Source organism: Candidatus Micrarchaeota archaeon (assembly GCA_021163225.1).
Taxonomy (GTDB): domain Archaea; phylum Micrarchaeota; class Micrarchaeia; order Anstonellales; family JAGGXE01; genus JAGGXE01.
The window spans coordinates 1-18,441 of the sequence record JAGGXE010000003.1 but is presented as its reverse complement, the minus strand read 5'-3'; the positions used below and the strand labels follow the sequence as shown (position 1 = coordinate 18,441).

Sequence of the window (18,441 nt, the reverse complement as noted above, 5' to 3'; positions counted from 1 at the left end):
ACAGGTCAGATGCGACGGTTCATCTACATGAAACGTAACGACGGATTGTACGTTCTTGATATAAAGAAGACCGATGAACGGATCAGGTACGCTGCCAAGATCCTTGCCCAATACGAACCCGAAGACATACTCGTCACGGCATCACGCGTTTACTCGAGTATAGCGGCTGCGAACTTTGCCAAGATCACGGGTGCGAAACTTTATCCGGGACGGTTCGTGCCCGGTGTGCTCACCAACCCAAACCGACCCGATTTCATGGAACCGAAGGTTCTGATCGTATCGGATCCGCGCGGTGAACGTGAAGCCATAATCGAAGCGGGTAAGATGGGTATTCCCGTCATCGCACTGTGCGATACCGACAACGTAACACGGAACGTTGATTACATAATACCGTGTAACAATAAAGGTCGGCGATCTCTCGCATTGATCTACTATCTATTGACCAGGGAGTATCTCATGGCGCGCGGTGCGATCAGTTCTTATTCGGAGTTCAAGTACCCGATAAAACTGTTCACCGACGATACCGCTCTTGAAGAGATCAAAAAGGACCTTGAGAAACTGAGAAAGGAAGGACCGCAACTCAACCCTGTTGTCGAACAGGTCATAAGAGAGATCGCTACGGGCGGTGAGGAAGGGTCGGAAACCGATGAAGAAACAGAAGAGAAGGTAGAGGAGGACACGATCAAAAAGGAGAACGTACCTGTAGAAGAAGGCAAAGCAAAGGTCGAACAATAGGTCATTCAACAGTACATCCCTGTTTTATTTTTCTCGTTATCGATACCCACGTTGAACCGCATGGCGATCAATGCGTCCTCCTTCTTATCGTAGGCGGTCTGGTTCAACGGGTCTACCTCGATCGCTTTATCGTAGTACTTGATAGCTTTATCAAAGAGACGTTTATGCGCGTACGCATCACCCAGTCGTATATACACGTAAGGGTTATGGGGTTCTTCCCTTGCCGCACGTTGCAGTATACGTATAGCATCATCGGGTTTTCCGTTCTTGATAAGTGCCGATGCGTATTCCAACATCAGTTTAACATTGTTCTCTGGGGCGAGGTTCAACGCTTTTTTGTAATAATTCAACGCTTTTTTCATAGGTTTACCGCCTTTCGACATGTACGCGCGTGCGATATCTTGATAAACCTCAAACAGTTTTACATCCGACCCGTCCGATTTACCTACTGTTTTAAGCACCTTTTTAAACCATTCCAACGCCTCATCGGGAGATTCCTGAGCAAGCATAACCCTACCTTTCAACTGGTAAAACTTCGGGTCTTTCTTAAGCGTAAGAGCGAGGTCGATAATCTCTTCGGCAACACTGTAATCCTTGTCTTTGAAAAATTTGTAAGCCTCATCGTACAACATGTCCGCACTTTTCTCCGAAACTATGCCCGAGACGATCACGTTAACCAATTCCTTACGTTTCTCCTGCAACTGTTTGGATAACGGGTTCAATGACAACGCGCGATCCATGTCTTCCATACAACCTTTGTAATCGCCTTTGCTCAGTCTGACACGTGCCCTGAGGTCGTACAGTTCTGGTGTTTCCATCCGTGATAACCGTTCCGTGAGAAACCTGTCCGCCTCGTCCAAACGTCCCAACCTGAACAACATAAACGCCTTGTTAAGCGCCAGGGTATGTGAACCCGGATCAAGGTCCAACGCCCTATCGTAATCAGTGAGCGCCTTCTCGAAATCGCCCTTCTTCGCATAGATGATCGCACGCAGGTTATAAAGGTCGGGACGTTTGAATCTCTTCAGCAGTTCGTTAATCTTAGCCAACGCATCTTCAAACCTACCGGAAGATATCATCGATTTAATCTTTTTGACCTCCTCATTCACATCATCAACGTTTCCAGCATCCATACATAACACCTCTCATAACTCTTTAACGCTTGCACACATGAGAGCAAACAGTTAACAGAATAACATCTGCAGTATTAAAATTTTCTCATCGGCACAAACTGTCTACGTTCTCATGCTCTTTCAACCGGACATGATACGTACTGTCAGGAGAGGATTTGTTGTACCGTCTAAATAAACTTGTTGTTGCATCTGGCGCGTGCGTTCGGATCAGTTATCTCATCACATATCTTCGGGTCGTTATTCTTTACCGCCGAATATTCCAAACACGCCCAGACCCAACTCTGGTCCAACAACCCTTCACAGACCTGAGGGTCGAGAGTGTCAACAGCGTTGAACACTGTTTGATAACATACCTGTCTTTTATGGTCATCCTTAATACCGTTACAGACGCGCGGGTCTTTTGCTGTCAACGCCGCATTCTTGTAACATAAAGGCGTTTTAGAGTTTACAAACAACAGGTCGCAGGGTGTCGGGTCACCTGTAGCGTTTGCATAAGTAATGTAACAATAGTCCCTGTGATAACTCCTCCGCAGGTTCTTACATATTGAATAGTCGGCACGCGCTATCGCAACCTCGGTATAACAACGTTTACGATAATCGTTATCAACATCGATCTGTTCGCAATAGTGCGGGTCGCCTGTCAACGCACCCAGTTTTTCATAGCATAAGAACTGCCGTAGAGAACCTGGAGAGAGTTCCCTACACCTATCGGTCCCGGTCACGTAAGATAAGCAAAACATTCTATCGAAATCGTGTTCGAACGTGTCGCATACGTCCGAATCTTCAGACCATTCTGCAAACCTGACTATGCACGTCTCATCGGGGCACAGAGAAAGGTTTCCGGTCCGATTGATCATGCAGAACAGGTAATCATCACCTTTGTACCGGTTACAGAGATGTTCGACCGTTAAATTCTGTACCGAACCGTTATCAACCGGGATATTTGAAGCGGACGGTTCGGTTGCAGAAGATGATCGGTTGACAGATGTCACGTTACTTACATGTTGGGTTTGGTTGGACAGATTGGATGGAACCGGTCCGGACTCGTTGTAGACCGTGACGTTCGTTTCCGGACCTTCTGACACACAACCGACGAAGAAGGTTGACAGAAGCACCAAACAGCAGAACAAAGTTAAGATAACCACATTATCCATCATGCAACCACCGTTTCCGATACAGTGTCAAACCTAACCTAACAATGAGAATACGATGGAATATTTTAAAAATTAACCGTTTTATTTAGAACCATGTTTTCAACACGTTACCGTTTCCGCAAGAACAGTCTCCGCAAAAACAAACAGGTCTTTTTTATTTTATTGTTCGCTATCTTCATAACCGTTTATACGGTTACCGAACTCGATAACGCGGCATGCGTTCCGAGCCCGGTGATTACCGACAACTGGACGCCATTAAACACATCTTACGAAGCATGTTTAGAGCCCGACATATATTCCGGACCGACACTTACCATATCACCGTCGTGCATACCACGTTCGACAGATCTTTCTTCTTACGGATACACTGTCAACTGCAGCGCCGTACCTTACAGTAGCGTGTATAACGAGCTCAACCTAACCTTCCGTCTGTACAACTCGAGCACACCTGATCCGGACCGTCTCGTCCTCGAAGAAAACGTGTCCGGTATCAACGGGTCGACAAGTTACGTCACGTACGATGCAACGGGCGGTCCGGCGAATTGGTCATGTGTTGTTTACTCATGGTACACCAATGACACCGGCACCTATACCTCCCCAGAGTACACCGTTACCAAAACCTATAATTTCTGTCCCCCTGATGGAGACCACTACTGGTACACGTGCGACCTTCAGATAACAGCCGGTGACTGTGTGATCGAAGACGGTAACCCGATAATAATCGGTGTCGCAAAGGTCACAAGGAAAAAATGCCGTGGTTCGTCTTGCTGGGATATCGGTCCTCCAGAGGATTGGAACATCTCCCTGTATCACAACGGTGAAAGCGAACCTTACTATTGGCAACTTACGAACAGTTCCGGCGAGGTGCCTATCTATTTTGACCAAAACGGAACATACCGGATAGAAGTTGATGAAGCCGGAGGTTACGGACCCTGCGACAATCTCAATTATGAAATAGATTTTGATGATTTTACATGCCCGACACCTATAGAACCGTTTAATTGCAGCGCGCTGACCTGCGACTTTGCCGAAGGTCAAGATGTCTGTTACAGCCCAAGTATTATAATGAGTTGTACGTACTACGACGAACCGATAGAAGGCGTTCGAATATACACCTACTATGTGGAGGTAGGTAGCACACTCTATGATAGCGGGTACGCCAATACCACTGATGAATCGGGTAACGCTTGGTTGAACCTGTCAAGAATACCTCCAGTCCCGGGTGAAATAGTGAATTACTATTTCACGTACACTTATGCGCCTCCGGATACTGATGAATTATGCTCTGGACCGATTACAAAGAGTTGCGGCGTTTCCATGTGCGGTACACCTACCGCCGGTTGCAATGTTACTGACGATTGCTGTCCCGGGTTACTGTGCGAGGATGATTCCTGCTGTATCCCTTCCGGAAGCACGGATTGGAATTGTTACAGTGATGAGGATTGCTGCGGTGGTGCCACATGTTGTATACCGGAGGGAGAAACAGAAGGAGTATGCGGACATTGGTCCTACCCTGGCGACCCGTGTTCATCCGATTCGGACTGTTGCAATTCTGTCTGTAATACCACGACTGGGGTGTGCGTAGTCGTAACACCTTCGGAGAACATAACGACCAATGAAACAACAAACGAAACCTTAACCAACGAAACGAACGTCACAAAACCGCCAAAACCTAGACCTACTGAAGGGGCAGGTCTAGACATATCGGACATGTTGAGCAGCGTATTCGCCAATTACACACCGATCATCGGGTCTGCAAACGAGAGCGAATTCAACGCGCCGTTGATAAATCTTCCGTTCAAACTGAGAACGGGTTGCGCAGGTCTAATGATAAAGGTAGGGTCGTGGATAATCTGCGACATACTATGGCTGATACTGATCGCGTTGTCTCTGTGGGCAGGGTACAGGTTCAGAAAACACGGTAAACTTACTCCGTACGCGGCCGTAGCCGCACCGATAATAACCGGTCTGATCACGTACGTTTGGTTAGGTATACTGGTCGCGTTGATAGAGCATCTGATCAAATCCGTTAAACCGAAACGCGAACAAAAGGTAGAACAAAAAGAGGAGAAAGAACAACCCGTTACATACGAAACACCGGAAGGTTATTCCCGTATCCCTTCTGCCAAACGGTTATCCGAGGAACCGAAAACTTCGGACGTTAATAAAGAACGTCCGGACACTGGTACCGAACAAGACGGTAAGCAGGATATCGGTTCCGATGAGGATGAAGATGAAGGGATCAATCTTTAAAACGAACCGATCTTCAATCCGGAATATATAGGATGAGAAGGAGATGGTAGGTATGGTCGTGAGCACGGGTGTTAAAGGTCTTGACAAAATTTTGGGTGGCGGGTTTCCGGATAAAGAAGTAATCCTTGTCACCGGTGGTCCGGGAACCGGTAAAAGCATATTGGGGTTGCAGTACATTGCAGAAGGTCTTAAGAAAGGCGAGCGATGCATGTACGTATCGTTTGAAGAGAACAGGGACATCGTACTGAGACAGGCTAACCAGATGGGTTGGAACTTTGAGAAATACGAAGCCAAGGGACTACTCAAGATGATGAACTACAACCTGTCAAAGAAACATGTCGTGGACGTGATATTGGAAATCGAGAGAGAGGCTAAACGGTTCAAACCGAACAGGTTGACCATCGATTCGTTGTCAGTGTTAAGCCTGTATGCAGAAATTGCCGCAGGTGCGGAAATCGCCAGAACTATGAGGATACCTAAGGAGATCAACTATTCGAAGGAAGTAATAACCATCGGAGCGATAATGGGACTGATGACACGGGTGAAGATGATGGATGCAACGGTGCTGGTTGTTACCGAGTTACCTGAAGGTGCGGTCGGTTTAACCAGGGACACGTTCTCGGAATTTCTGTCCGACGGTATAATAAAACTCGAACGCGATATCAGAACCGGGAAGAGATACTTGATCGTGCTGAAGATGAGACTTGCAAATGCGGATGTGAAACCGCATCAGTTCAAGATTACAGACAACGGGATCAAACTGGTACGTTAGAAGGGAATGTTTCGGATCATCCTTTTCAAAACGGAACGGTTCCGCTTGAACCGATTTTTTCCGGAACAATTAAAAATTCTGCGTAGTATCCGATTATCTCACCCAGTTGATAAAGCATGGGTTCGTTGTAAGGACGGAAAACAGGTATCGGTTGGCCGACCCGCTTCTTAAACTTCTGTGAACGTAGTTCCGGTTTAATCATGATTTAACGGAACAGTTCCGATTTAAATTGATTTTTCCGGAACAAGTTTGCAAACTTGCAGGTCCTCTTCGCGAAAGTAAAATTCGGAATTTGTTCACCAATCGCGAAAGTAAAGCGGCAAAGAACAAAAAATTTTAAATAGAAAACTACCTTATCAAAGAATCCGGCGAAAAAGCGGTGAGAAGAAGCCGGGGTGGCGGAACCAGGTAACGCGCCAGACTCGAGACCTTTTAACCTGTGCGGTGAGCCATCTGGTGCCCGTAAGGGCTTGGGGGTTCAAATCCCTCCCCCGGCGTGTAACGATAAAGTACGGTGGTTGAATGGATGTGAACGAACGGTTTGAACTGGTCAAGAGAAATACTGCAGAGATACTGACAGATGCAGAACTGCGGACGTTGTTAGAAAAAAGTGATGTGTCGGCATATTACGGAACCGCACCGACCGGGCCTGTACACATAGGATATTTCGCAACCCTTACCAAACTTCTGGATATGCAGGAGGCAGGAATACGTACCAAAGTGTTGATAGCGGACATACACGCAGCCATGGACGACCTGAAATCCAGATGGGAGGAGATCGACCTCAAGGCAGAATACTATCTGAAATGTTTTGAACTGGCAATACCTTGGAACACCAAACCCGAATTCATCAGAGGAAGCACGTTCCAGTTGACGTTGGATTATTATAAAGATCTGCTGAAGGCATCAACGATGACGACCGTCGCGCGCGCGACGCGCGCGGCGTCGGAGGTCACACGCATGAAAAATCCCAAGGTAAGCGAACTCATCTATCCGATCATGCAATCTTTGGATGAAGAACATCTCCACGTGGATATACAGTTGGGAGGCGTTGATCAGAGGCATATCTTTGCCCTTGCCAGAGAACTTCTACCGTCGCTCGGGTACAAGAAACGTGTTGAGGTTATGATGCCTCTCATGCCGTCGCTTAAAGGTCCCGGCACTAAGATGAGCGCCAGTATTCCTGAATCCAGTATAAAAGTATACGATTCTGAAGATGCGATCAAACGTAAAATTCGTAAGGCCTATTGTCCGGAAGGTGTGATAGAAGATAATCCTGTTCTAGGCATATGCAAATTCATCATCTTCCCGGTGGTAGGTAAATTGATTGTTGAACGACCTGAAAAGTACGGTGGTACCGTCTCCTTTGAAAACTATGCAGACCTTGAAAGAATGTTCGTAGAAAAACAACTCCATCCAGCAGACCTGAAGAACGCGGTAGCCGACCGATTGATCGAACTGCTCAAACCAGTCAGAGAATACTTTGAGGCAAATGACGATATTCTTAAACAATTGGGCAAAGAATTCCTACCTTGATCCTCATGCATAGGTAGATCTTATGGAAAAAGGCAAACGATTGTTTTTTGAAAGATACCCATCCCCATGGAGATTGGTTTTATTGAGTATGATTGTCTTCAACTTGATGCTTCTATTCTTTGTAGGGATTATCACATTAAAATCAAAAGGGTCAAGTTTTACCATGTATGAGTACTACAACAATATAATTGTGAATGTTCCTCAGTTGTGCATACTTAACATCATCGGAGCCTTTGTTATAACTCTCAGGTTTTTTGTTTTCCGTATCAAATATGGTGTTTACGAGAACGGGATCGAAGTAGATTATAGATTTGTCAAATGGCAGGACATCGCCGAGGTTGTTGAGATGAAAAACTTTCAGATTAAGCCAGGACCTAATAATAGCATCTTAGCTAAGCTAACATTTCTCGGTCTCTCTTCGCATTATAAAGGTGATCGATTGATCATGTTTGATAAGCAGGTGACCTACTACGGTATTCGTCTTAGGAACGGTCTCTTTTTGATTTTTCCCACCACAAGAAAGGATGAATTTGAAAACGCAATAAAACAAGCAGGATACGAAAAATTGTTGAATAATTCAATCAAGATGTATCAATAATGACCGTATCAGTGACTTTAAAGTCGATAAAACATCGAAAGGTTTTTGAACCATAGAACAATCTTTAGAGCATGCGGATTTAACCCCTTTGACAAGCAAATTATCGCAGAAATTATCGGTTAAATTACTCACTGTGTAAAGTGCAATGTCAGAACGTTGATTATGACAACAAATATTATTAATTAGGGAGTTATCAGAAGAACCTTTATGTACTTTAATACCGTACTTATTATAATTTGCCGTATTATTCATTAATGTATTCGAGGAACCGATAATTAAAATACCGTGATATTGGTTATAGTTGGCAGTGTTGTTGATAATTGTGTTGTACGAGCCTTTAATTGTGAATCCTTCATAGTTATTATTACTTTTTGAATTAGAGACGTTCGAATAATCTGTAAAAAGTAATATAAGACCATTATTATTCCAAGACGAAGAACCACGAACCGTGACATTATTTATATTAGAATAATCTGCATTGCATAAGATCAATTCAGAAAAGGTTTTGTGAGAAATATTAACACGATGGTCATAATAACCGATAGGTAAATTCATCGAACCTAGGTTGTCTTTAATCATAATGTTGTGACATGTTTCTTCATCGGATAAAGATAGGTAAATATCTTCCACATGATTCTCTTGAATGTAATTATTAACAATGCTACTTTTTTTAGAACTAGTATTAAACCTTTCGATGAAAATTCCTGTTACATTGTTATCGTTAATTATGTTATCAATGATAAAGAAGGCGTTTGACCTATCCATCCAAACCCCATGTTTCCGATTATCGGTTATTGTGTTATTGAGAATTGTAGTATTATAACTACCCACTATCAACATACCACTTTCCTTATTAGAACTAATTATATTATTTATGAAAATGTTATTATATCCTTCAAACAGATATATACCAAAGTCATTATAAGTCGCAGTTGAATTGATAATGGTATTATTTGAACCTGAATCAATGAAAAAACCGTAATTGTTTCCATAACTTCTTGAATTGGCAATTTTTGAGTTATCAGTAAACAGTAAATACATTCCATTATTAGTTTGTAACGTCGAACCTTCAACAGTGATGTTATTTAGGTTAGAATAATCCGCATCACATAAGATTAATAGAGAGAATCTTTTATTAGAAAGATTTACAGAGTAGTTATAATACCCAATTGGAAGATCATTTGATCCCGTGTTGTTTTTGATTAAATTGCTGCATATCTCCACGTCCCATCCACTATACCTATCTGGTGCTAAGTAAAGATCATGCCTATTTTCCTGAAGACGATTATTAAAGATGGTATTCCTATAACTTTTTATTACTTCTATTCCTACGGTGCTAAAAGCAGCAGAATTGTTGATGATTTTATTTCCAAAACCCTTTTCAATTAAAACACCTCTATCACTATGGATAATAGTGTTATCTTCAATTAAACCGTTTGTTCCATTATACCAATATATCCCATACCAAAAATTCTTGAGTGTGCATCCACTAACAGTAACATTTTTGTGTCCCTTGTTTTCTATACCTTTTATATAATCAAATAACCCTTGTCTTCTGTTTAACACAGTATTATTACATAAAACAACAATATCATCGGCGTTAATGATTATACTTCCAGAAAGATTATATTCTCCTGGACAGAATACAACACTTTTATTGACCAACATCCCACCTGTTGGAACAACACAGTTAGAAAATTCTGAGGTTATATTTCGGTTACTATCCTTATAGTCTGTACATCCCAATAGTGTCAGTAACGTAAATGCAATCAAGATGAAAGAAATGTTTATAGTTCTATTCATTGAATCATTCCTCACCAATTGTAAGATCTTCTTTTTATAGTACTTTCATTGATATTTAATCCATTAAAAGTTTTTAAGTATTTTCATGTGTTAGCACGAATGGTATTTCATCTGCTGAGATCGAATAAGAATAGGATTTTAGGTCTTCATGTCTGATTAAAGGAGAAAGTTCCCATTTTTTTCAAAGACCAACTCATTTAACAAAAAATCAACTCTTCCTCTTTCTGGACTGCCAATCTTTTATGAACCGTTCTATGCTCCTGTCGTAGGTTCGTTCCGCCTCTTTACTGAACGCGCATGCTGGCAGTTCACCTCTGGAAAGATGGTATCTGATACATTCGCAACATATCCCTTTTCTCGGACACAGTTCGTAGGTGCACGGACATGTCGATAGATTGCGTTCCCGATTTACACATTCCATCACGACCACCCCTGTTGATTAGAATCGAAGAAAAGGAAACATCGGTTGGGCCGAGGCACATCGGCAGGTATGTAACACGATGTAAGTAAAGAGGGAAAGGATTTAAACAGTTATGGATTTTATTTACACCATGGAAGAGATAGAATTCATGGATCTCGTAGTGTTACACAGGATAGATGCCGATTCGACCGTTGAAAAGTTCGGCAGCAAGATAAACACCAGCTTTTTCGAAACCGCAAACCTGTTGGGTACGATGAAAGTTAAAGGTCTGATAGATTTTCAACAGACATTGGGGCATACACCGATAGTCATCACAGAAAAGGGAAGATACGTACTGGAACTGGCCGATCAGAAGAGCAGGGAAGAATTCTCCGACCTTGACAGATCAGTTCTTGAAACGATCGCTCTCGGTGCCGTCACTCCCGAGGACGTTAAACAGATAATGCATATACGGAGCGACGACCTTGCATACCATCTTGACAAACTCTACAAAAAAGGGTACATAGACTACACTGTAAGGTCTGCTAAGATAACGCTGATGCTCACCGAAAAAGGGTTTAACAAAGTCGGCAAACTGAGACGTAAAGTCAAGGTCAAAGAAGTCCTGCCTGAAAAGACTGAAGGCGAAGAACTGATGTCGCTGATGAGAAGCGGTAAAGGCGCGGTGGGACGTAAACCCGCCGGTATGAAAACTTCCGAAGAAACGGGCGAAGGACGGCGTGAACTATCTATCGAAGAGATAAAACGGTTGGGTAGGAAGAGCAAGTACTCCTACTACATCCGAAGATACAGTAAACATATAATCCTCATCGTGGTACTGATACTTCTGATAGCGCTCGGTTTATTATGGTTTTTCAAAAGATAACTCCAATGCCAAAAAAATCGGTATCCGGGCATTTACTCATAGAAATTCGGAAAGGAAGCGGAGGGAAATAAGGTTTTAGAAGATTGAGGAGGTCTTGCCATATGGAACCTAAGGTCGGGAATGTTGAATGCTGGTTTGATGTGCTCAAAAAATACGGTATAAACGTTGCTGGTTACCGGCTCGCACGCGATGCAGCGGACGCAGTCCGCTGCGCGCGCGAGCTCGGTTACCCGGTAGTCGTAAAAGCGTTGTCGCCGGACGTTTTACACAAGACCGAATACGGAGCGGTCAAACTCAACATCCATACCGATGACGATGTCAAACTTGCCTGCAAAGCCATCGAACAAAACATGGAACGGTTCGGTAAACGGTTAACCGGATACCTCATCCAGAAACAGATCTCAAAAGGTGTAGAACTCATCGTTGGCGGTAAACGTGACCCGCAGTTCGGACAGTTAATCATATTCGGATTAGGCGGTATATTCGTTGAAGTGTACAAAGACATTTCCGTTAGGGTATGTCCGATCACAAGGTCTGACGCTAAAGAGATGATCAACGAGATCAAAGCGCATCCGATACTGAGCGGCGCACGGGGTAGTAAACCTGTCAACGAAAGAAAACTGACCGACCTTCTGTTAAAAACATGCAACCTTCTGATGGACACCGACCCAGCCGAGTTAGACCTTAACCCCGTGATAGCCGACGAGAACGGATACACGGTTGTAGATGTCAGGGTGATAACATCTGACGGACGCGTTACCGGTTCCGGACCAGAACAACCCGGTCGGAGAACGTATCGGCATGCGAACGGTAGTAGAGCAAAGAGTTTTTTCAGGAAGATGAAACATCTGTTCGCCCCCAGGAGCGTAGCCGTTATAGGTGCTTCACGGCATCCGGGCAAGATAGGGAACGTAATAGTCAAAAACCTGATAGATAACTCGTACCCCGGCAAGATTTATCCGGTCAACCCGAACGCTACGGAAATCCTCGGACTGAGATGTTACCCAACTGTTCTCGATGTACCCGGTAGGGTCGATTCGGCGGTCATAGCCGTACCTGCACGGTTGGTCCCGAACATTCTGGAACAATGCGGCCGTAAAGGTGTACGTGCGGTTACTGTGATATCGGGCGGGTTCAGAGAAGTCGGTAACGCAGACCTGGAACGGAGAATCACTGAAACGGCAGACAGATACGGAATGGTAATGCTCGGACCGAACGTGATGGGCGTGTTCGATGCGTATTCGCATCTCGACACTATCTTTCTCCCCCATTACAAGGTACAACGTCCGAAGACCGGGCACGTGTCCGTGATAACACAGAGCGGTGCGGTTGGCGGTTGCCTGTTGGACCTTATGGCTTACGAACGGATAGGCATATCAAAATTTGCATCCTACGGTAACGCCGCGCAGACGGATGAGTCGGACCTGCTCGAATACCTGGCTGCTGACAACGACACGAAGACCATTGTTATGTACATGGAGGGGACAAAGAACGGTAAACGGTTCATGGAGACGTTGTCGAGGGTGTGCAGACGTAAACCCGTGATAGTGTTAAAAGCGGGTAACACCGAGAAAGGGAGCAAGGCGGCTCTATCACACACAGGTACGTTGGCGGGTAGTGCTATGGCCTACAGAGCAGTGTTCAGGCAGACAAGGGCCATTCAAGCCGAAACGTTGAACGACCTGTTCCTTTTCACAAAGGTGTTATCACTACCGAAACCGAAAGGTAAACGGGTTGCCATCATCACAAACGGTGGCGGTAACGGCGTGTTAGCGGCCGATGCGATTGAACGGCACGGTCTTCATCTGGCTCAGTTCTCTCAAAAGACGGTTAACCAACTTAAAACCAAACTACCCGAATACACGAACATCCGTAACCCGCTCGATTTGATAGGTGATGCTGACGCAGACAGATACGCCAAAGTTTTGGACGTACTCGCTAAGGATTCCAACATAGACATGTTCGTAGTGATAGTACTGTTCCAAACCGTCAGCATGAACGATGACATAATAAACGTACTGATAAAAAGGTTCGAATCGTTTGATAAACCGTTGGTCGTCGTGGCCACGGGAGGCGAATACACGCAACGTTATACGCACATACTATCGGGTTACGGTATACCCGCATTCTCTTCGCCAAACGATGCAGTCAGATCACTTTCCGTGTTGTACAACTACTGGTCAAGGAGGTCTTAAAAAGGGTTTAAAGAATAAGTTTCTGTTGACCGTTCTGTGACGGGCTTCTCGGACTTCTTCGTACGGTGGAGTTGTCGGATACGTCGGTAACCGTACGTTCGGACGGTTCGGTCTTCAGTTCGTTAGGGTCGAGATTTTTGAACACTTCATAGAACTGGTCCGGTGACTCGAGCAACAGTTCGAACAACCTGTTCAGGTCCAGAGTTATACCCTGTTCCCTAAGTCGTTCGGAAAGGATACGTAAACCGAAATCTTTGACGGATACGTTGTTCTCCTTCATCTCACGAACCTGCTGAACACTTTTGACGAACTCCTCACTCTCCAACCCGTTCTTATCGATCTGCAGATGAAAGATCCTGTCCGTATCGAGTGTCGGTAGAGTGGACGGGACATCGCCCGGGGTTAATCCTTTAGGTAACCTGCCGACCAACTGTATTCTGATGATCGGTTTCTTCTTATACTCCCTCTCAAGCACATCCTTAACCGTATCCTTCAGTTTCGCTTCGATATCCGATAACTGGTCACGGTCAACAGATATCTCGCGATATATGAAAGGTCGGGAACAGATCTCGATAAACCTGTAATCCTTAGTATCCGTATCGAAGAGCCAATATCCCTTAGGCTTCTGCTCCTCTTTTTTGAGTTGGGTAAGCACCGTACTACCGGGTATCAGAAGAAGGATCCCGTCCTTATTCCATTCAACAGGTTTATGGATATGTCCGTTCACGTACAGATCAAACCCTTTCGGCAGGTCGTATATACTCATGAACGTACCGGCAACGTCGTACATCAGTTCCCGGATAGATTGATGAATCATGAATATGTTGAACGCGTTCGGCACGGGTTTCGGGTCCATCTTCTCGATCGCCTTCTTAGCAAACTCTTCGGCAACACCGCCCAACCCGGTAACAGCCACACGGTCCTCCCCTTTTTCGAACAGAACCGTTCTACCACCCGCATCCACCAAAAAACCCAACCGTTCCAACAGTTTAACAGGTGTAATGTTTCTGCCAGAGATCTCATGGGTACCGTGGATGGCGGCGATAGGCAACCCCAACCAATCGATCTCTCGACATGCTCCGTTCTCGATCACGCTGCACTTTACATCATGAACCATGTAATCTTTACAGAGGTTTCGGAAGATGTCCGCCACGCGCGCCAACGTTCCCAGAGATGGTACCTTATGATGGAAGATGTCGCCTGCAAGGAGCACTATGTCCGCACGTTCGAAAGCGGAACGTAACGCTTCCTCACCCTGAACATAACTGTCTTCTTCGTACCTGGTATAACCGAAATGCGTATCACCGAGAATAGCAACCTTCATCGGTTATTAAATAGGATGATATTGTTTATAATGATTGTCCTCTTTTGTCTGCAAAATCGGAGAATATCGGCCGGACGAACCTAACGGTTTTATAAAACGGGATGGGTTTTATTTGATGTGCGGACGTAGGTGGAAACGGGAACTCCACGGGACAGATTGACAAAGAAATCGGGGTGGATTGCATGACCGTGAAGAAAACTTCCGACACCGTAAAAACTGACGGGGACGTTTGGAAACTGCCGCCCAGAATAAAGGTTTTGGAAGCTATGGGTGCCATCGCTGACCGCAGGATCGTTGTCGGGAACAACGATGCCGTTTGCAAAAGTTCCATGGGTGACAGAACATACCATCTCAAATACAGGAAAAAGAACGGTAGGGTCTACGTGAGTTCTGACGATAACGGGTCCAGATTCAAAGGATATCTGGGATATCCGAGCATCGCGTTACTGATGGTCAAGGGAGACCTTCCGTTGAACAAAGAGTTATCCGAACTGTTGAAGGGTATAAAGTGGAAGGAGTTGAACGAACGATTCAAAAACTATTACAAGGTAGAATACGTGGTCAAAAAGATCGTGGAAAGGAGAAGTAACGGAAGGGTCACGTCTAAAGATGTGGACAACGTTATTGAGGAGGTCATGGAACGGGTCAAACGTATCCGACCGCTCAAACTTACGGAATGAAGAGAAGTTTTTGTTATGTTCAGAACTCATCGTTCAGTATACGGATGAATTCTCCCGCATCTTGATACATGTAGATGTTGTTAAACAACACGTAGACCCTGTCGTAATCGTAACGTAATACCTTGGTTTTGAGTTTGATCAGATCATCTTTTGTAAACTTGTAATCGTACATTCTACGCCTGTTCAACCCGTGCAACCGGAGATAGCAGACACCCGACTCGTTAACATATACGGGGTCATAGTGAAAAGGGTCTACAACGGTTGTGATGTCAAACCGTCTGCATATCCGGAGGATCGATTCTGGTTGCGACCACCATCTTCCCCTCGGTTCCCATACGGGTATAAAATCCGAAAGGTCAACCGTTTTAAAGAACTCAACCATCTTACGTTTATTGGACGTGGTAGGTTTAAACCCGGGAGGCGTCTGGAAGAGGAGCACCTTTGCCTTCAGCGCCTCTGCAACCTCTTTAACGTTCTCCATCACTTCGTACGATTCCTTACCGAACATGTCATCATGAGTAATCTTCCGATTAACTTTCACAGTAAACTCGAAGTCTCTGTTCACTTCTGCGGCTTCGTTGTACCATCTTTCCGCTGTTGTTTTCTTCGGAAGTTTGTAAAACGTGGAATTGACCTCCACCAAAGAAAACATCGACGCGTACGCCTGTAACACGGATTTATATCTACTCTTCCAATCTAACCCGATGACCCGTTTAGGACGAAAATAACGCCATCCGCAACAACCGACCTTTATCATATCAGCGCCTTAATCTGAACCTAGAACCTTCAGAAGGTAAGGACCTGGCCCGGTTTAAAATCCTCTTCCTCGAGTTTGACCGTTTTCACACCTTTAACTATCAGGTCCCCTGTTTCGTTTTCCAAAAGATAATCGATCCTCTGATTCTTCACTTCGATCGTTTCTATAACGAACCGTTTACCGTTGGATTCGCCGCTCATCCCGGGTTCTATCCGACCGGATGTTACGGTACCGTGAAGAATGATACGCCCCGCTAAATCGTATATCTTCTCTATCCTGAAGGCGTTGTTATACGTTTCTTTCACGTAATAAACCTTACCCATGATAAACACCTCCGTTGATCAAAACCTTTACATCGGGTCATACATCTCAATCTGTTATATCACGGAATACTTGTTTAAATGTTTTGGTATTTTCCACTTCCCGACAACCGTGTTTCACCCGTCATCCATCAGACGTATCCCCAGTTCTCTGAGTTGATCGTCCGACACTTCTGAAGGCGCCCCGAGCATCGGGTCTTCACCGCTCTTCGTTTTAGGGAACGCGATCGTCTCCCGGATATCGTCAAGCCCGAGCATCATTGCCACCAACCTGTCCAGACCCAACGCTATACCGCCGTGAGGCGGTGCACCGTACCGCAACGCTTCCAACAGAAACCCGAACTTCTCCCTCGCAGTCTTTTCATCGATGCCTATCTCTTCAAAGACCCTTTTCTGCATCTCGATAGTGTTTATACGTATGGATCCGCCGCCCAGTTCCTCACCGTTCAACACGATATCGTATGCCCGTGCCTTACAGTTTTCCTTATCCTTCAACTCATCGTACGATGTGATCTTAGGTTGTGTGAACGGATGATGAACTGTTTCGTAACGACCTTCCTCCTCATTGTACTCGAACATCGGAAAATCGGTAATCCAAACAAACTTGAACACGCGTTTATCTTTGAGACCCAACCGTTGACCGATCACGTTCCTGAGTTCGCCGAGCACCTTACGCGCCACGGTTCTCTTATCGGCCACTATGAACACGGAATCGCCCTGTTTCATACCCAATCGATCTACAATCTTCTCCTTTGTTTGTTCATCGATCTTCTTAGCCATAGGCCCTTCCAGTCCGGACTCACCGAGTTTAAGGTATATCAGACCTTTTGCACCGAACGGTTTCAAATACTCGACAAGTTTATCGATTTCCTTCCTGCTGTACGATATTTCCGGTGCGTCTGCAGACGGTCCCACCTTTATACATATCACCGATTCGGCGTTTGACAGTATACGGAATTCCGAACTTCTAACAACATCGGTGATCTCAACAAGTTCAAGACCGAACCGTAGGTCCGGTTTATCGGTACCGAACCTGCTCATCGCTTCCTCGTAAGTCATCCTGGGAAACGGCCGGTCAAGTTCGATGTTCAGAACCTCCTTGAAAAGTTTGACCATCATCCCTTCTATCAGATCCATTATATCGGACTCTTCTACGAAACTCATCTCAATATCCACTTGAGTGAACTCCAACTGACGGTCGGCACGTAAATCCTCATCTCTAAAACACCGTGCTATCTGGTAGTATCTGTCCAGTCCGCTGATCATGAGAAGTTGCTTGAACAGTTGAGGGCTCTGCGGCAACGCATAGAATTTACCACGGTGTAAACGGGACGGTACGAGAAAATCTCGGGCACCTTCCGGTGTAGACTTGGCAAGTATGGGTGTCTCAACCTCAACAAAACCGTTAGAATTGAGGTACTCACGAATACAGGTAACGATCCTGTGACGGGTGATAAGATTGTTCAGCATTGCGTTCCTCCGTAAATCGAGATATCTGTACTTCAACCTAGTATAATCCGTATTGTTGGGGTCACTGATCTCCATCGGTAATTTATCAGCCAAGGATAATACTTCAACCTTATCCGCGCGCACCTCTATTTTACCCGTCGGCAGATGCGGGTTTGGAGAAGAACGAAGTTGAACTGTACCTTCTACCCTGACAACACTTTCCTTGTGGATCTTCAGGTCCCGAATCAAATCTTTATCTACTACGATCTGTGTGATACCGTACCTGTCCCACAGGTCTATGAACGTGACCCTACCGTGCTCGCGGATCCCTTTAGCCCATCCCGTAAGAACTACACGTTTACCCACGTCAACCTCTCGCAGATCGTTGCATGTATGGGTTCGTATCATAGGTTTGGGTTAATCAGTTGGTGTTTTTAAATTTTTGT

17 protein-coding genes and 1 tRNA gene are annotated in these 18,441 nt (G+C 45.0%); 9 read left to right on the top strand and 9 right to left on the bottom strand.

Going from position 1 to position 18,441, the window contains the following annotated elements:
* Positions 1 to 735 (top strand): 30S ribosomal protein S2 (locus tag J7K41_00475; GenBank protein ID MCD6549176.1); only part of this gene is annotated, 735 nt, incomplete at its 5' end.
* Positions 736 to 740: 5 nt separating this feature from the next.
* On the opposite strand, the gene J7K41_00470 is transcribed toward J7K41_00475, so the two are convergent.
* The gene (locus J7K41_00470; GenBank protein MCD6549175.1) at positions 741 to 1,868 is read right to left on the bottom strand and encodes a tetratricopeptide repeat protein; all 1,128 of its coding nucleotides are present in this window, start codon (positions 1,866 to 1,868) and stop codon (positions 741 to 743) included.
* Positions 1,869 to 2,035: 167 nt separating this feature from the next.
* Complete coding sequence (locus tag J7K41_00465; GenBank protein MCD6549174.1) at positions 2,036 to 3,022, bottom strand: hypothetical protein; 987 nt, start codon at positions 3,020 to 3,022, stop codon at positions 2,036 to 2,038.
* Positions 3,023 to 3,115: 93 nt separating this feature from the next.
* Here J7K41_00465 and J7K41_00460 point away from each other — a divergent pair, with 93 nt between their 5' ends.
* The gene (locus J7K41_00460) at positions 3,116 to 5,275 is read left to right on the top strand and encodes a hypothetical protein (GenBank protein MCD6549173.1); all 2,160 of its coding nucleotides are present in this window, start codon (positions 3,116 to 3,118) and stop codon (positions 5,273 to 5,275) included.
* A 43-nt stretch (positions 5,276 to 5,318) separates the two neighbouring features.
* Complete coding sequence (locus J7K41_00455) at positions 5,319 to 6,047, top strand: AAA family ATPase (protein ID MCD6549172.1); 729 nt, start codon at positions 5,319 to 5,321, stop codon at positions 6,045 to 6,047.
* A gap of 25 nt (positions 6,048 to 6,072) precedes the next feature.
* Here the strand turns inward: J7K41_00455 and J7K41_00450 are convergent, their stop codons facing one another.
* Positions 6,073 to 6,249 carry a hypothetical protein gene (locus tag J7K41_00450; protein ID MCD6549171.1) on the bottom strand — a complete coding sequence of 59 codons (177 nt, stop codon included), beginning with the start codon at positions 6,247 to 6,249 and terminating at the stop codon, positions 6,073 to 6,075.
* A gap of 187 nt (positions 6,250 to 6,436) precedes the next feature.
* On the opposite strand from J7K41_00450, the gene J7K41_00445 reads away from it, so the two are divergent.
* The 3 genes from J7K41_00445 to J7K41_00435 all read left to right on the top strand — a co-directional run bounded on the left by J7K41_00445 (position 6,437) and on the right by J7K41_00435 (position 8,181).
* Positions 6,437 to 6,544 (top strand) — tRNA-Ser (locus J7K41_00445).
* 25 nt (positions 6,545 to 6,569) lie between these two features.
* On the top strand, positions 6,570 to 7,583 hold the full coding sequence (locus J7K41_00440) for a tyrosine--tRNA ligase (GenBank protein ID MCD6549170.1): 1,014 nt from the start codon (positions 6,570 to 6,572) through the stop codon (positions 7,581 to 7,583).
* 22 nt (positions 7,584 to 7,605) lie between these two features.
* Positions 7,606 to 8,181, top strand: a complete 576-nt coding sequence (locus J7K41_00435) for a hypothetical protein (protein MCD6549169.1) — start codon at positions 7,606 to 7,608, stop codon at positions 8,179 to 8,181.
* Here the strand turns inward: J7K41_00435 and J7K41_00430 are convergent.
* Positions 8,161 to 9,849, bottom strand: a complete 1,689-nt coding sequence (locus tag J7K41_00430; protein ID MCD6549168.1) for a right-handed parallel beta-helix repeat-containing protein — start codon at positions 9,847 to 9,849, stop codon at positions 8,161 to 8,163. The two genes, J7K41_00435 and J7K41_00430, sit on opposite strands and share 21 nt — an antisense overlap.
* Positions 9,850 to 10,192: 343 nt before the next feature.
* Complete coding sequence (locus tag J7K41_00425) at positions 10,193 to 10,405, bottom strand: hypothetical protein (GenBank protein ID MCD6549167.1); 213 nt, start codon at positions 10,403 to 10,405, stop codon at positions 10,193 to 10,195.
* A 130-nt stretch (positions 10,406 to 10,535) separates the two neighbouring features.
* Between J7K41_00425 and J7K41_00420 the strand changes: the two genes are divergently transcribed.
* Both J7K41_00420 and J7K41_00415 read left to right on the top strand, forming a co-directional pair.
* The gene (locus J7K41_00420) at positions 10,536 to 11,270 is read left to right on the top strand and encodes a hypothetical protein (GenBank protein ID MCD6549166.1); all 735 of its coding nucleotides are present in this window, start codon (positions 10,536 to 10,538) and stop codon (positions 11,268 to 11,270) included.
* A 101-nt stretch (positions 11,271 to 11,371) separates the two neighbouring features.
* Positions 11,372 to 13,465 (top strand): acetate--CoA ligase family protein, encoded by a 2,094-nt coding sequence (locus J7K41_00415; protein ID MCD6549165.1) that lies wholly within the window; start codon positions 11,372 to 11,374, stop codon positions 13,463 to 13,465.
* A 7-nt stretch (positions 13,466 to 13,472) separates the two neighbouring features.
* Here the strand turns inward: J7K41_00415 and J7K41_00410 are convergent, their stop codons facing one another.
* Positions 13,473 to 14,789, bottom strand: coding sequence for a DNA repair exonuclease (locus tag J7K41_00410; protein MCD6549164.1), 1,317 nt, complete (start codon positions 14,787 to 14,789; stop codon positions 13,473 to 13,475).
* Positions 14,790 to 14,971: 182 nt separating this feature from the next.
* On the opposite strand from J7K41_00410, the gene J7K41_00405 reads away from it, so the two are divergent.
* Complete coding sequence (locus J7K41_00405) at positions 14,972 to 15,469, top strand: hypothetical protein (protein MCD6549163.1); 498 nt, start codon at positions 14,972 to 14,974, stop codon at positions 15,467 to 15,469.
* 19 nt (positions 15,470 to 15,488) lie between these two features.
* Here the strand turns inward: J7K41_00405 and J7K41_00400 are convergent, their stop codons facing one another.
* The 3 genes from J7K41_00400 to aspS all read right to left on the bottom strand — a co-directional run bounded on the left by J7K41_00400 (position 15,489) and on the right by aspS (position 18,403).
* The gene (locus J7K41_00400; GenBank protein MCD6549162.1) at positions 15,489 to 16,226 is read right to left on the bottom strand and encodes a DUF72 domain-containing protein; all 738 of its coding nucleotides are present in this window, start codon (positions 16,224 to 16,226) and stop codon (positions 15,489 to 15,491) included.
* Positions 16,227 to 16,255: 29 nt separating this feature from the next.
* Positions 16,256 to 16,549 (bottom strand): hypothetical protein, encoded by a 294-nt coding sequence (locus J7K41_00395; GenBank protein ID MCD6549161.1) that lies wholly within the window; start codon positions 16,547 to 16,549, stop codon positions 16,256 to 16,258.
* 114 nt (positions 16,550 to 16,663) lie between these two features.
* Positions 16,664 to 18,403, bottom strand: a complete 1,740-nt coding sequence (gene aspS / locus J7K41_00390; GenBank protein MCD6549160.1) for an aspartate--tRNA ligase — start codon at positions 18,401 to 18,403, stop codon at positions 16,664 to 16,666.
* Positions 18,404 to 18,441 lie beyond the last annotated feature (38 nt).